The sequence below is a fragment of the Oceanithermus profundus DSM 14977 genome (assembly GCF_000183745.1).
Lineage (GTDB): Bacteria > Deinococcota > Deinococci > Deinococcales > Marinithermaceae > Oceanithermus > Oceanithermus profundus.
Genome location: NC_014761.1, coordinates 1408989 through 1423344 on the forward strand (window position 1 = coordinate 1408989; position 14356 = coordinate 1423344).

Consider the following 14356-nt stretch of genomic DNA (forward strand, 5'->3'; position numbering starts at 1 on the left):
CCATTATAGGGAGGGGCGCAGCGGTGCGTGTTTTTTTGTAACGTAAAGGGCATGGAACGCCCCCGCAGGTTGCGCCTACGCCCGAGCATGCGCCGGCTGGTACGCGAGATCAGCCTCGAGCCCCGTCACCTCGTCTGGCCGCTCTTCGTGCACCGCGGCGCCGATCCGGAGCCCATCGCCTCGATGCCGGGGCAGCTGCGGCACTCCCTGGACAGCCTGATGACCGCCGCCGCCGAGGCGGTGCACCTGCAGCTCGGCGGCATCATGGTCTTCGGCGTGCTCCCGCAGGAGGAGAAGAACGCCACCGGCAGCGGCGCCTACGCCGAGGACGGCCTGGTGCAGGAGGCCATCCGCCGCATCAAGGCCGAACACCCGGACCTGCTCGTCATGGCGGACACCTGCCTTTGCGAGTACACCGATCACGGCCACTGCGGCATCGTGCACGAAGGAACCGTGGACAACGACGCCACGCTCGAGCTCCTGGCCAAGACGGCCGTGAGCCAGGCCCGCGCGGGGGCCGACGTGATCGCCCCCAGCGCCATGATGGACGGACAGGTGGCCGCGATCCGCGCCGCCCTCGACGACGCAGGGTTCGCGGGCACCCCCGTCCTTTCGTACGCGGTCAAGTACGCGTCGGCCTTCTACGGCCCCTTCCGCGACGCCGCCGACAGCGCGCCCGCCTTCGGCGACCGCAGCAGCTACCAGATGGACCCTGCGGGCGGGTACTGGGACGCCCTGCGCGAGGCCGAGATCGACGACCGGGAGGGGGCCGACATGCTCATGGTCAAGCCGGCCCTCCCCTACCTGGACGTGCTGCCGCTGCTCAAACAGCGTTTCCACAAACCGCTGGCGGCCTACCACGTCTCCGGCGAGTACGCCATGGTCAAGGCCGCCGCCTTGAACGGCTGGATCGACGAGCGCCGGGTGGTGCTCGAGTCGCTCGTCGCCCTGCGCCGCGCCGGGGCCCAGTTCGTGCTCACCTACTTCGCCCCGGACGCCGCCCGCTGGCTGCTCGAGGGCTAGCCCTCCCTGCGCTCGCCCCGGGCGGCGAGGGCGAAGCCGATGCCCACGAGCGCCGGCAGCGCCAGGCCCAGCAGGGCGTAGAGCAGGTAGCGGTTGGGCGTCGAGGTCTCGGGGAGCTCGAGCGCCAGCGTCGCCCCCGTGGGCGGCGGCGGCAGGCGCAGCGGCTTGGCCGCCACCGCGGCCTCCCCCTTGAAGGTGGTGTCCACCACGGCCAGGACGTAGTCCCCCGGCGGCAAAGTGGGCAGGGCCCCCCGGTACCCGCCTTCCTTGGGTTCCTCGAGCGGAACGCTGGCCAGCGGCGCGCCCAGGAGGTCGGGGTCGCCGGCCTGGGAAACCGAGCCGCCCCCCTCGTCGAGCAGCTTCTGCAGTTCGGGGGTGCGCGCGTAGAGGCGCGCCTCCACCACCGCACCGCGGATGGGCAGGGTGCTGACCTCCCCCACCATCTGCACGTCGATCTTGAGTTCCGGCCCCGCCGGCGTCAGCACCACCACCACCTGCACCGGTTCGGCGTGCCCCCAGGCGATCCCCCCCAGCAACGCGAACAGCACCGTCCATCTCCAGCGTTTCAGCGTCATTTCAACCCTCCCGGCTGGCTTCCCGGATCCAGCAACGTGCCGCGCATCTCCATGGGCTGCGCCAGCACCCAAAGCGTCAAGACCACCAACAACACCAGGTAGGCGAACATCGGCAACGCCGCGCGGAGGCGGCCGAGCTTGCGCGCGCGGGCGAAGACCGCGTAGGCCGAACCCATCAGGCCCAGGTAGAGGATCCCCACCTGCAGAGGGTAGAGCAGGTTCTCCGGCACCAACGCGGCGAGCTGCCAGTTGGGCTCCCCCACGGGCAGGCCCAGGTTGCCCAGCGCCTGCTGCGTCACGGGAACGATCGTGGCCCAACCCGTCAGGAAGTGGTAGGCGTAGTGCCCGGCCCACATGGCGAAGGTCAGCGGCAGAAAGGCCGCCCCCCACCGGCGCAGCGGGGCGAGTCCGGGGTCGCGCAAACCCGCGATGCGGTCGGAGAGGCGGGCCACCAGCCACGTCAGCCCCAGACCCGCGCCCACCCAGAGCACGAAGGCCAGCATCAGCAGCAACGCTTCGCTTTGCGTCCGCAGCAGCGCCGCGGCCTTCTCGGCCAGGTCGTAGTACGCGGGGATCATCGCGAACGCGTTCATGAACCCGGCAAAGAAGAGCAGCAGCCCAAGGAAAACGTAGTCCAGGCGATAACGTGCGCCCGTCCACTCGCGGGCGGGGCTGCGCGTCTCCCAGGTCACGTTGTCGTAGGGGCAGGCGCGCACGCAGTTGAAGCAGAGGGTGCAGTCGAAGTTGCTCTCGATCTGCGGGGCGTACAGCTTGGTCTCGCAACCCGGGTAGCGAGTGCCCTCGGCATCGGTGTTGAAAGCCAGCGGCAACGGCCCTTCGGCGGCGTCCACCCGGCCGTTGACGCAGTAGTGCCCTTCGCAGTCCAGGCAGACCTGGCGGTCCCGGACGCCGATGCGGGTGGGGCTGGCGGTGGAGAGGGTGAAGTTGAAGTTGCCCAGCGGGCACACGTACTTGCAAAACGTGCCTGCGGGGAACAGCGTGTCGATCACCAGCGCCGCACCGAAGTAGCCGACCATCAACCACGCCGTCAACCAGGGGCTGGCCCAGAGGTCGAAGTATTCGTAGGCGAAGAGGTAGACCAAGGTAAAGGCGATGACGAAGTACTTGTTCCGCAGCGCCAGCGGCCAGGAAAGCCGGGGCGCGAACCGGCGCAGCCGCTCCGTGAGCCCGCGGGTCAGCATCAGCGGGCAGGCGCTGCAGAACAGGTTGCCGAGCACCGCGATGACCAGGACCAGCAGCCCCCGATAGTGCAGCCAAACCGACACGGTCGCCAGGTTCTTGGGCGCCAGCTGCCGGCCGACGAAGCCGTCGTAGATGGCCAGCGCGGCGAGCAGCAGCAGGGGCAGCTGCAGCGCAAAACGGCTGTAGCGCCAACGGACGAATCGTCCGACGATGGGCAGTCGCAACAGGTCGATTCGCAACGGGGCCCCCTTTACCGGATCGTAAAGCGAACTTCCTTGACGTACTTCTTCCCCTGCCGGTCCTTGGCCGTGACGGTCAGGATCCAGTCGCCGCGCATGTTGAGATCGAAGTCGCGCACCCGCCAGACGCCGTCCTCGTCGCGGCTCGCCTCCGCCTCCACGGGAATCATGCCCGCGTGGGTCATGTCCCCCACCACCTTGACGCTCACCACGTCCAGCGAGGCCGGGATGCGGACGGCGATCAACGACGGCCGCACCTGGGGAGGCCAGGGGGTGATGGACACGTCGGCGTCCAGGGGTTCGGCTTTCGTGGGTTTGCAAGCCGCCAGCAGCAGGACCAGCGTCACGAACAGGGCTGCGCTTCGCATCCGCCCCAGCTTAGCACCCTCACGCGCGGAAACGATGAAGCCGCCGGTAAAATGAGCCCCGTGGACCCGCTCGCCGAATTTCCCATCGTGGTCGAGGTGGACGTACGTTACCGCGACCTCGACACCTTCAACCACGTCAACAACGCCGTGTACCTCACCTACTTCGAGCAGGCCCGGGTGGCCTACTTTGCGGAGCTGGGGTGGACCTCTCGGGACGACAGCGTCGTGGTGGCGCGCGCCGAGGTGAACTACCGGCGCGCCATCGTGCTGGGGCAGAAGGTCCGGGTCGGTTGCCGCGTCGCCCGCTTCGGAAACAAGAGCTACACGATGGAGTACCTGGTTCTCGCCGACGGCGAACCCGCTGCGGACGGTGTAACCGTGCAGGCCTACGTCGCCGGCGGACGCGGGGCGCCCCTGCCCGACGAACTAAAACAACGCATCCTCGCCGTCGAGGCACGGGTAGGGCGCAAACCCGCCTAGCCGTTCCAGCCCTTTACCCCAGCGGCCACCCTGGGCCGGTCCTGACCTTTCATCATCCCGAAGGGGACTGCGAGGCAAGTGAGATTCGGGTTCGTGGAGGCAAGTCCCAAGCCTGTGAGCCGCGCGCGTCACGCCTCCGGACTCGATCCGGGGCCTGTCCTGGGCTTGATCGGGGATCGCGCGGGAACCGCTGGATCAAGCCTTACTAACTCAACGCGCGCGGCGAGGTTCCGGATCTCGGAAACCTGCGGTTTCCTCGTCCGGAACGACGGGTTTTTCCTGTATATAACTCTATTGTTTCGTCACCCCGGATAAGCGCCCGATGGGCGCACGACGTGGACCTGTCCTGGACCTAATTCAAGGCCTGTCCCGAGCTTGATTCAGAGCCTCGCGGGTGCTGCAGTCGAACCCCACCCACTAACGTAAAGCGAGGCTACGAAGTCAGGAATCGCTCCGGGCTTAACTCGTGGTCCGCGAAAGATGCTCGCCTTCCTTGATGTGGGGAGAGGGATCGGCCATGCACCCGATCTGATACCGCCCCGTGGAAGCCGCCCGATCGCTTCTGCGCGCGCGTCGGGGTTCCGGGCCTGTCCCGGACTTGATCCGGGATCGCGCGGGCCTGCGGCCCGCTTGTCCGGAACGACGTGGGTTTCCTAATGCCGCTTCGCCCCCTTCGTCACCCCGGGCAAGCGCCCGGAGGGCGCGCGACCCGGGGTCTCGTGGGTGCAGTGAACTTCCCTCACCCCGGACGAGCGAAGCGAGATCCGGGGTCTCGACGGCCTCAGCCGCTTGTGAGGCTCCAAAGCTCCTGAATTGCGCGAGACGAGGTTCCGGACATGTCCCGGGCTTGACCGGGACCTGTCCCGAACTTGATTCGGGATCACAGGAACCTTGCGGTTCCCTGTCCGGAACGACAGGGTTTCCTGATGCCGCCTCGCCCCCTTCGTTACCCCGGACGAGCCCCGCAGGGGCGAGATCCAGGGTCTCGCGGGCGACACGAAAAACTCCCGTCCCCCAGGAAGCCGCCTGAAGGGTGCGCGACCCGGGGCCTGCCCTGAACTCAATTCAGGGCCTGCCCTGGACGAGATTCAGGGCTTCCCCTGAACTTGATTAATGGCCCGTCCTGAACTTGATTCAGGATCGCGTGGGGCCCTAAGGAGAACCTCGACGTACCGAGCAAGCGGAACCATAAGACCCGCGAGCAGAATCAACCTTCCGCCTGCCCCGACCAAAGGGCGCTGGCGTAAAATCAAACCACCCAATGGAACCAGCGGTTTATATCCTTGCGAGCCGGAAAAACGGGGTGCTATACATCGGCGTTACCGCTGTACTCAAACGGCGTGTTTGGGAGCACAAAGAGGGCATTGGATCTGCGTTCACCAGGAGGTACGGCGTCCACAAACTGGTGTACTTCGAAGCGCACCCCACCATGGAATCGGCCATCTCCCGCGAGAAGCAGCTCAAGAATTGGAAGCGCGCCTGGAAGATTGCTCTCATCGAATCCGCCAACCCCGATTGGGACGACCTCTGGGGAGAGCTCTGATAAATTTAGCTCAACCTCCATAACATGAACGCCTAAACACCGTAGTTCGCCCGCGAACCCAGCATCAATGGGGGCATGTACTTAATACCGTTCGCCTGTGTAGCCACTCCGCTTCGAAGTCGTGGCCACGCACTTGGGGCCCGGGATCGCGTCGCCTTCTTCGATGTGTGCGCCATATTAAACCAACGCGCGCAGTGGGGGTCCCGGACCTGCCCCGGGCTTGATCCGGGATCGCGCGGACGTAGTTTTAATCGCGACGCATGAGCTCAACGCGCAGCGAGGTTCCGGATCTCGGAAACCTGCGGTTTCCTCGTCCGGAACGACGAGTTTTCTTGTGGACCCACCCTTCGTCACCCCGGGCAAGCGCCCGAAGGGCGCGCGACCCGGGGTCTCGTGGGTGCTGTTTTGTTAGAAGGCTGTGCCATGGTCGGGGCCTCCTGCAAGGTTCCGAAGCTCCTGATGAATTACGCGCTGTGAGGTTCCGGGCCCGTCCCGGACTTGATCCGGGGCCTGTCCCGGACTTGATCCGGGGCCTGTCCCGGACTTGATCCGGGATCGCGCAGGTGCTGTTTTGCTCAGGTATAACTACCTCAACGCGCGCTGAGGGGTTCCGGATCGCGCGGGCCTGCGGCCCGCTTATCCGGAACGACGGGGTTTTTTGTGCCACCTCGCCCCCTTCGTCCCCCCCGGACAAGCTCGCACGGCGGGCTAGATGTTGGTTTTCTGGCGCAAGGCGAAGTCCTCGTCACCCCGGACGAGCGAAGCGAGATCCGGGGCCTGCCCTGGATGAGATTCAGGGTCTCGCGGGCGGGGCGAAACCCCCACCACCCCGGACAAGCGCCCACGGAGCGCGGGACGCGGAGGCTGCCCTGGACGTGATTCAGGGTTCCCATGCACCGAAAAATGTACAAACGCTGGGGGATGCAGCAGATCATGAGGCTCTTGGTTCCTGAGCCGCGCGCTGTGAAGTTCTGGATCTAGGTAAGCTGGAGCCCCGTCGGAGCAGCCGGGGGCTTTACACCCCGAAAGTCGTTGGCCGCACGAACACCGCGACTGGAACCGAAGCGGCTCCCAGAGTGTCTGGACGCTAGCCTTCCGGGTTCGGGCGGAAGGGTGTTCGCAGCCCGGCCGCGGCGATCTCGCGCGCCTCCGCAGGGGCCCAGGAGAGGGCGAGCACCCCGCGGTAGGCCCTCAAGGCGCGGTCCCGCTGCCCGGTCAGGTCGTAGAGCTGGCCCAGGCGTGCGAGCAGGTAACCCGGAAGGTATTCCGGCGTCGAAAAGTCGCCGCGCGAAACCTCTTCCATGAGCCGCACCGCGTCTTCGGCCTGTCCGGCGGCCAGGTAGACCTGCGCCGCCAGGAAGCGGGCCTCCGCCTCCCCGATTTCCATCAGCTGGCCCAGAAGGTTGCCCCATGCGTCGTCTTCCTCGAGCCGCCAGGCCCTGTCCATCACCGCGCGCGCACGCTCGGCCTCGTTGGGCTCGAGGGGAACCGGCCCCACGGCCGCCCCAAGGCGCTCGAGCAGGACCGGGTAGTCGAGCACGTCGACGAGAACGACCGCGGCGTCCGTGTCCATCTCGGCGAGCCGGGCCGCAACCGCCGCCATGCGCTCTTCGCGAAAACCGGTTGCGGGCCCCTCCCCCGCGAGTTCGCGTACGGCACCCAAGCGCTCACGCAAACCGGACAGGAAGCTTTCGGAGGCGTACTCCTCCGGCAAACGCGGTACGGAGAGGTATTCGACGATCTGGCGGTCGGCCTCGGTAAAGCGCCGCTTGGCCTCCTCGCCACGGGGCATGCTGCCCAGGTATTCGAGAAAGTGCTCGGCTTCGGCTTGCAGGGCTTCCGCGCGCTCCCCCAGGGCCACGAGCCCAACCCCCCGGCGGGCCGCCCACGGCTCGAGCACGAAGAGCGCGAGGTCCTGCTGGTCACGCCAGACCTTGGCCTCGAGGCCCTCGGGGCTGTACGAAGCGAGGTAGACGACCTGCGGGCTGCGGTGTTCCACCTGGCGCAGCAGGCTTACGGCGTTGTAACGAGGCTGGGTCAGGTGCAGCGGGCCCAGGCTGGGAAGCACGATCATGCGCCCATCATAGCCAGACCCGGCGAGGTCGGAAGCCCCCGGCGGAGGCGGTCGCGGGGGAAACCCTTTTTATACCGCGCTTGGGTGTAGTAAAATACCCCCAAATGGGGGATAAGCGTTCCTATTTGTTCCTGCAAGTTCATTAACTTGTGAGCGTGGTATCGCTACCAGGAGCAATACATTTTTTCACACACAAGCCATTTAGGAACAGCTGGTGCTGTGCATATCTTCAGCACTATGCTATTACTATGCTTTCTGATAGATTTGTCGTATCTTCACGTTTTTTACCCAATATATATTTGCTATTTCCAGTTGACACATATACCAGCATATGCTAGCCTGAAGTCAGGCAAGGGGGAAGACCCAAAAGGGCAACCCCGGAAGCGAACGAAGAAGGAACCTTACGAAGGGGGAATGATGATGAAGAAGACTTTCGCGAAACTGTTCACGCTGATCCTCAGCCTGGTGGCCCTCGGTATCGCTGCTGGTGCCAACGCAAGCTGGAAGTAAAATCTTAATACCTAAAAATGGGGGTACTAACCCCCATTTATTTCATGTATTATTCAGTCATGCGGTTTTGGACATCAAAACCACCTGCAGCAATTTCAGCGCTGCTGGTAGCGCTAACGGCTCTATCCGCAGCATCAGTTTACTTTTTATGGCATTATTCTGTTGGCATAGAGAGATCCGCAGCATTTCAGTTCCATATTTACGATATTTTGTTTTGGGGCGCTCTGTTTGCATGGGCACAGTTTGCTGAGGTTAAGCTTCTTGCATATGCAAGCTTTTCTCACTTATTTATCTTCGTCCTCGCTGCTATTATTATTTTCCCGCCATGGGTCGTTCCATTATTAATTTTTCTATTTTATATTAATCCTTCTATTTTTAATTTAACAAAAGAAGATTTTTCTTATACTTGGTATAAAGATTTTTTTAACAGATTGCAATCGTTATTGGCGGCCGCAGGTGCAGCATTTGTATTTACTTTTATTTACAATAATATACCAATTTATATTAGTGACGTTAATATAACTCAAATGGTAGCAATTATATTAGCATCTATTGCTAATTTTATTATTAATATCTCCTTGGTGTCGCTAGCTGTGCATATAAGTACAAGGATGCCAATAAAGGATATTTGGTTTCATAACTTTGGATGGATTGTTTTTAGCTACATGTTGATGACGCCTGTTTCTTTACTTTTGGCAAGGCTATACAACGCAAACCCGCCATTGCTTGGGAACTGGGGTGGCTGGGCCGTTATCCTTTTCCTCATCCCCCTCTACTACGCCCGGTTCCACTGGGACGAGGTCGTCAAACTTCGCGAAGCCTTCAACAAGACCGTCGACCTGCTCTCGAACACGATCGACGCCAAGGACTCCCACACCTTCCTCCACTCGGAACGCGTCACCGCCATCGCCTCGGCCCTGGCCCGCGCCTACGGGCTGGATGCCGCTCAGGTCAACACCATCGAGAAAGGCTCGCGCATCCACGACATCGGCAAGATCGGCATCCCCGACGCCGTCCTCTTCAAACCGGGCTCGCTGACGGAAGAAGAGTACAACATCATCAAGAAGCACCCCGAGTACGGCGTGCGCCTGCTCGAGCCCGCTTCCGAATACCTGAGCGAGACCTTCGACATCATCAAGTACCACCATGAACGCTGGGACGGCCGCGGCTACCCCGAAGGCCTCGCAGGGCAGGAGATCCCCCTGTGGGCGCGTATCGTCGGGCTGGCGGACGCCTACGAGGCCATGACGGCCGGCCGGCCTTACCAAAAGGCCAAGACCCCCGAAGACGCCCTACGCGAGATCGAAGACCTGGCCGGCATCCAGTTCGACCCCAAACTCGTCCGCCTGTTCCGGGAGATCTGGGAGACCAACCCCGCTTGGCGCGACAGGGAGGTGTTCCTACGACTCTATTCCTCGAAAGTGCCCTCGTTGGAGTCTTCCTCGCCGCCCTCTTTGGAGCGCGAGCCCGAGACTTCGCAGAAATCGAGCTGAAGGCGGCCTGGGCCTTCATCGTTGCAGCGCTGATCGAAGGCGGACTGGCGTGGTCCACTTCCACGGGCTGGATCGCGCCGCAGGTGGCGGCCCCCATCGCCAAGACCGCGGTGGTCGTCCTGGTGGGCTACGGCCTGTGGCAGAACCGCCATCTGCGCACCATCTGGCTCGCAGCCTTCGGGCTTCTGCTGAACACCATCGCCATGACGGCCAACGGAGGGCAGATGCCGGTCTCGGCCGACGCGTTGATCGCGGCAGGGCTGGAAGGGTTCCTGCGCTTCATGCAGACCTCGAGCGACGCGGTGCACAACTTGATCGGCCCGGATACGCGGCTGTGGTTCCTCACGGACGTCATCCCCCTCCCCTGGTTCAAGAAGGTGATCAGCCCGGGCGACGCGTTCCTGTTCATTGCGGTGCTGTTGTTCTTCCCCGAGGCCACCCAGCGGGTCATCCGCAACCGGCGCGCCTGAAGCCAGCCAAATAGAATACAAAAGGAGAGCTATGGAGAACCGCGTGTACAAGATCACCCTCATCGAAGGCGACGGCATCGGCCACGAAGTCATCCCCGCGGCACGCACCGTGCTCGAAGCCACCGGACTGAGCTTCGTCTTCGACGAAGCGGAGGCCGGCTGGGAAACCTTCGAGCGAATAGGCACCTCGGTGCCCGAAGAAACGGTGGAGAAGATCGAACGCTCCGACGCCACCCTGTTCGGGGCGGCGACGAGCCCCACCAAGAAGGTCGAGGGCTTCTTCGGAGCGATCCGCTACCTGCGGCGCCGCCTCGACCTGTTCGCCAACGTGCGCCCGGCCAAGTACCACCCCGTGCCCGGCGCGACCCCGGGTACCGACCTGATCGTGGTGCGTGAAAACACCGAGGGGCTGTACGTCGAGCAGGAGCGGCGCTACGCCCGGGGGCGCGTGGCCATCGCCGACCGCGTCATCACCTACGACGCCTCGTACCGGATCGTGGAGTTCGCCCTCGAGCTGGCCGAGCGCCGCCGCGGGCAGCTGGCGCTGGTGCACAAGGCCAACGTGCTGCCGCTTTCCGACGGCCTCTTCCTCGAGGCTGCCTACGACGCCGCGAAGCGCCACCCCACCGTGGAGATCGAAGAGGTCATCGTCGACGCCTGCGCCATGAGGCTGGTGCGCGACCCCAGCCAGTTCGACGTGCTGGTGATGGAGAACCTTTTCGGGGACATCATCTCCGACCTCACCGCGGGGCTGGTCGGCGGCCTTGGCATCGCCCCTTCCGGCAACATCGGGGAGCGGGCGGCGATCTTCGAGCCCGTGCACGGCTCGGCCCCCGACATCGCCGGGAAGGGCATCGCCAACCCTACGGCCACCATCCTTTCGGCGGCGATGATGCTCGACCACCTGGGAGAAAGCCGTGTGGCGCGCGTCATCGAGGAAGCCGTGGACCGCGTCCTCGAATCGGGGCCGCGCACCCCGGACCTGGGCGGCAGGGCGACGACGCAGGAATTTGCTGAAGCCGTTGCAGCCAAAGTGCAGGAGCTCCTTTCGGCATGAATTCACAGACCCCTCAAATAGGGGTAGAAAAGGACCTTCGTGAAGATGAATACTGTGATAAACTGAGTGCCAGTAAAACTTCCTAACGTCCTGAAGGGGGGAAGCGTGCGAAATCTATTAAACCGATGGTTGCAACCGCGTATCGAGGCGTTGGGTCTCGAAATAGGTGCGGGCAACCTGAAACTCGTCGAGATCAGCGGGTCACCCCCGACGCTGAAGGGTTACGCGATCCGCCCGACGCCGCACGGCGCGATCCACGGCGGCAACATCGTAGAACCCAGTGCGATCGCGGCCGAGCTGCGCGAGATGATGGCCGAAATGCAGACCCGCAAGCGCTACGTGGTGGCCGGGGTGTCGAACCTGGCGGTCATCACCCGCATCATCCAGGTGCCCAAGATGGGCGAGCGCGAGCTCGAAGAGGCCATCCACTGGGAAGCCGAGCGGTACATCCCCTTCCCCATCGACGAAGTCGTGCTGGACTTCGCACCCTTGGATCCCCCCTCCGAGGTTCCCGACGACAGCCAGCTCGACGTCGTCATCGCCGCGGCCCGGCTCGAGACCATCACCCAGCTCGTCGAGACGCTGAAGGAGGCCAACCTCGAGCCCGTGGTCCTCGACGTGAAACCCTTCGCGGGGCTGCGCACCGTGGAGGACTACCTCAACGGCGGCGGCAACGAGGGCAACGAGCCCATCACGGTCTTCCTCGAGGTGGGCGCCGAGTCCTCCTCGCTGGTCCTTACGCGCGGCAACCGCCTGCTCATGAACCGCAACCTCAACATCTCGGGCAACGACTTCACCGAGGCCATCTCCAAATCCTTCGGCCTCGATTTTTCGAGCGCCGAGGAGGTCAAGCGCGACTTCGGTCTGGCCACGATCCCCACGGAGGACGAGGAGTCGCTGCTCGACTTCGACGCCGAGCGCGAGCGCTTCAACCCCGCCCGGATGTACGACGCCATCCGCCCGGTCCTGGTCGACTTCACTACGGAGCTGCGCCGCAGCCTCGAGTTCTTCCGGGTCCAGGTGGGCGACATCCACATCGACAAGGGCTACATCTCCGGCGGCGGCAGCAAGCTGCGCGGCCTCCCGGGCATCCTCGGCGAAGCGCTGGGGTTGCAGCTCGACCCGGTGAACCCCTGGGCCGCGCTCCAGATCAACGAGTCGCAGTTCGACGTTTCGGACCTGCACCGGCTGTCCCCGGAGTTCACGGTGCCCGTGGGTCTGGGCCTGAGGGGGGTGGATCCGCTTGATTAGACTCAACCTCCTGCCCAAGCGCTTGCGCAAGCGGGTGGAGCCCGGCTGGTGGCGCCTCACGGCCATCATCTTCCCCCTCGTCGTCTTCGCCGTCGTGGCCATGATCCACATGAGCGTGAGCAACCAGGTCGGCCAGCTCGAGGACGAGCGCGACAAACTCAAGATCGAGGTCCAGGCCCTGCAGCCCTACATTCAACGGCAGCAGGAGCTGACCCGGCGCAAGGCGGAGCTGGAAAAGATCATCAACGTCGACCGAGAGATCAAGGCACGCTTCATCCCCTGGTCCGACAACCTCGCGCGCTTCATCAACCAGATCCCCCGCCGGGGCGGCCGCTTCGAGGTCTTCCTGCGCTCGGTCAACACCCGGCTCGTGCCCCAGGAGACCCGGGCCAACCTCGCGGAACAGGGCCTCTACGACCGCAAGCCCGTCGCCGTCGAGTTCAACCTGCAGGGCGAGGCCCGCAACGAGAACGCGCTGGCCCGATTCGTCCAGGCCTTCGAGGACAACCCCAACTTCGGCATCAACTTCCAGCAGGGCTCGCTCAACGAAAACGGCGGCTTCGACTTCACCGCCACCGTAGCCATCACCGAGTCCGGCGCCAAGCCCGAGGGGGGTGAGCGCAGTGCTCGCTAAGATCGGCCAACGCGAAATCGCGATCATCGTGATCGTGCTCAGCCTCCTGGCGGCGGGCGCGTGGTACTTCACCTGGTACACCGGAGCCCAGACGCACATCCAGGAGCTCCAGGACGAGATCGGCCGCCTCGAGATCCAGAAGCAGCGGGGCCTGGCGGCGCGCCGGGCGCAGCCGCAGCTCGAGGCCACGATCCGCGACTACGAGGCCCAGATCGCCGAGTTCCTCAAGGCGCTGCCGCCGCGCGAAGAGTTCGCTTCGGTGCTGGATGCACTTTCCGAACGCGCCAACGCCACCGGCGTGACCCTGCGCTCGATCTCGCGCTCGCCCGCGGGGAGCCCCGTCGAAGACGTGCGCGCCGTGAACGTGACGCTCTCGCTCGAGTCGCCCTTCCCCGAGCTGTTCGTCTTCCTCAAGCGCCTGGAAACCATGCGGCGCTTCAGCACGATCGACGGCCTGGCCATGACGATCGGCGACGCCGAGACCACCAACCCCACCCTTAGCACAAACCTGACCATGACGGTCTACGTCTACGAGGGCACCCCGCCCACGGACGTCCAGGAAGGAGGGGCCGGGCAATGAAGATGAGCCAGAGCACACGGATCCTCATTCTCTTGGCCCTGCTGGTGGCGGCCGTCGCGGTCTGGTACAGCCTGTTCTTCAGCCCCACCGCGGCGCCGCAGGCCGACCAGCCCGCCCCCCAACCGGAGGCCAAGGCGCCAGAGCAGCCCGCCGTCGCACCGCCGGTCACCACCAGCGCACGCGCGCTGCAGGTGCTTCCGATCCCCTTCCTGGTCACCGAGGCGCCCGAAGAGGTGCCGCTCGAAACCGGTAAGGCCCAGCAGAAAGCGGTCCTGGCCAGCGCCAGCGTTCCGCCCAACCCCTTCGTGCCGCTGCGGCCGCCCAAGGCGCCGGCCGCCGCCCGGCCGCAGGAGGTGCCCGAGAACCAGCAGCCGGTGACGATCGCGCCCGAACCGGAGCTTCCGGCCAACATCCCCCTGCCGAAGGTGGTCACGCCGGAAGGCGGTACGGTCACGCCGCCCCCGGTAGCCCTGGGGCAGGGCACCCTGCCGGTCAAGCTGACGCCGCTCGCGCAGGAGGTCGAACCGCAGACCCCGCTCGAGGCCGCGCAACCCGAACCCGCCGCACCCGAACAGCCGGAAGAGACCCCGCCACCACCGGCCGAGCCGCCCCCGCCGCCCCCCAACCCGCTGATCGAGTGGGCCAACCAGTACGGCCTGCAGCTCGACGGCGTCGCCCTGGGGCCGGTGAGCGTGGCCATCTTCAAGACCGTCGGCGGCTACCTGGCCCTGCCCGTGGGTCAGACCTTCCCCGACAAGAACGTGCTCGTCAAGACCATAACGGCTGAACGGGTCCTGCTCGTCGACGACAGCGGCACCCACACCCTTACGCTCGAACTTGGAGGCGGTGAATGAGT

General features: G+C 64.5%; 15 protein-coding genes. 10 read left to right on the forward strand and 5 right to left on the reverse strand.

The features are described from left to right. Positions 1-51 precede the first annotated feature (51 nt). The gene (hemB, locus tag OCEPR_RS06960) at positions 52-1023 is read left to right on the forward strand and encodes a porphobilinogen synthase (protein ID WP_013458003.1); all 972 of its coding nucleotides are present in this window, start codon (positions 52-54) and stop codon (positions 1021-1023) included. On the opposite strand, the gene OCEPR_RS06965 is transcribed toward hemB, so the two are convergent. Genes OCEPR_RS06965 through OCEPR_RS06975 form a run of 3 tightly spaced genes read right to left on the reverse strand, consistent with a single transcriptional unit; the run spans position 1020 to position 3408 of the window. Beyond that, on the reverse strand, positions 1020-1598 hold the full coding sequence (locus OCEPR_RS06965) for a hypothetical protein (protein ID WP_013458004.1): 579 nt from the start codon (positions 1596-1598) through the stop codon (positions 1020-1022). The two genes, hemB and OCEPR_RS06965, sit on opposite strands and share 4 nt — an antisense overlap. Beyond that, on the reverse strand, positions 1595-3040 hold the full coding sequence (locus OCEPR_RS06970; RefSeq protein ID WP_013458005.1) for a 4Fe-4S binding protein: 1446 nt from the start codon (positions 3038-3040) through the stop codon (positions 1595-1597). The genes OCEPR_RS06965 and OCEPR_RS06970 overlap by 4 nt, the downstream gene beginning before the upstream one ends. An 11-nt stretch (positions 3041-3051) precedes the next feature. After that, the gene (locus tag OCEPR_RS06975; RefSeq protein WP_013458006.1) at positions 3052-3408 is read right to left on the reverse strand and encodes a hypothetical protein; all 357 of its coding nucleotides are present in this window, start codon (positions 3406-3408) and stop codon (positions 3052-3054) included. Between the two features lie 51 nt (positions 3409-3459). Between OCEPR_RS06975 and OCEPR_RS06980 the strand changes: the two genes are divergently transcribed. Beyond that, positions 3460-3888, forward strand: a complete 429-nt coding sequence (locus OCEPR_RS06980; protein WP_013458007.1) for an acyl-CoA thioesterase — start codon at positions 3460-3462, stop codon at positions 3886-3888. A gap of 1261 nt (positions 3889-5149) precedes the next feature. Continuing rightward, positions 5150-5431: a GIY-YIG nuclease family protein gene (locus OCEPR_RS06985; protein ID WP_013458008.1), complete on the forward strand. Its 282-nt coding sequence runs from the start codon at positions 5150-5152 to the stop codon at positions 5429-5431. 1087 nt (positions 5432-6518) lie between these two features. Here the strand turns inward: OCEPR_RS06985 and OCEPR_RS06990 are convergent. Both OCEPR_RS06990 and OCEPR_RS13160 read right to left on the reverse strand, forming a co-directional pair. Next, complete coding sequence (locus OCEPR_RS06990) at positions 6519-7505, reverse strand: tetratricopeptide repeat protein (protein ID WP_013458009.1); 987 nt, start codon at positions 7503-7505, stop codon at positions 6519-6521. A 567-nt stretch (positions 7506-8072) separates the two neighbouring features. After that, on the reverse strand, positions 8073-8249 hold the full coding sequence (locus OCEPR_RS13160; RefSeq protein WP_245544451.1) for a hypothetical protein: 177 nt from the start codon (positions 8247-8249) through the stop codon (positions 8073-8075). Between OCEPR_RS13160 and OCEPR_RS13200 the strand changes: the two genes are divergently transcribed. From OCEPR_RS13200 to OCEPR_RS07025, 7 genes are all read left to right on the forward strand, one after another. After that, positions 8225-9508, forward strand: a complete 1284-nt coding sequence (locus OCEPR_RS13200) for an HD-GYP domain-containing protein (RefSeq protein WP_342626188.1) — start codon at positions 8225-8227, stop codon at positions 9506-9508. The two genes, OCEPR_RS13160 and OCEPR_RS13200, sit on opposite strands and share 25 nt — an antisense overlap. Before the next feature lie 44 nt (positions 9509-9552). After that, positions 9553-9978 carry a DUF5317 domain-containing protein gene (locus tag OCEPR_RS07000; protein WP_425357644.1) on the forward strand — a complete coding sequence of 142 codons (426 nt, stop codon included), beginning with the start codon at positions 9553-9555 and terminating at the stop codon, positions 9976-9978. Positions 9979-10009: 31 nt separating this feature from the next. Then, positions 10010-11035 carry an isocitrate/isopropylmalate dehydrogenase family protein gene (locus tag OCEPR_RS07005; RefSeq protein ID WP_013458013.1) on the forward strand — a complete coding sequence of 342 codons (1026 nt, stop codon included), beginning with the start codon at positions 10010-10012 and terminating at the stop codon, positions 11033-11035. A gap of 105 nt (positions 11036-11140) precedes the next feature. Further along, positions 11141-12286: a type IV pilus assembly protein PilM gene (gene pilM, locus OCEPR_RS07010; RefSeq protein ID WP_013458014.1), complete on the forward strand. Its 1146-nt coding sequence runs from the start codon at positions 11141-11143 to the stop codon at positions 12284-12286. Continuing rightward, the gene (locus OCEPR_RS07015; RefSeq protein ID WP_013458015.1) at positions 12279-12920 is read left to right on the forward strand and encodes a flagellar protein FliT; all 642 of its coding nucleotides are present in this window, start codon (positions 12279-12281) and stop codon (positions 12918-12920) included. Before pilM ends, OCEPR_RS07015 begins: the two co-directional genes overlap by 8 nt. Then, on the forward strand, positions 12910-13500 hold the full coding sequence (locus OCEPR_RS07020; protein ID WP_013458016.1) for a type IV pilus inner membrane component PilO: 591 nt from the start codon (positions 12910-12912) through the stop codon (positions 13498-13500). The genes OCEPR_RS07015 and OCEPR_RS07020 overlap by 11 nt, the downstream gene beginning before the upstream one ends. Next, on the forward strand, positions 13497-14354 hold the full coding sequence (locus OCEPR_RS07025) for a hypothetical protein (protein ID WP_013458017.1): 858 nt from the start codon (positions 13497-13499) through the stop codon (positions 14352-14354). Before OCEPR_RS07020 ends, OCEPR_RS07025 begins: the two co-directional genes overlap by 4 nt. The last annotated feature ends 2 nt before the right edge of the window (positions 14355-14356 follow it).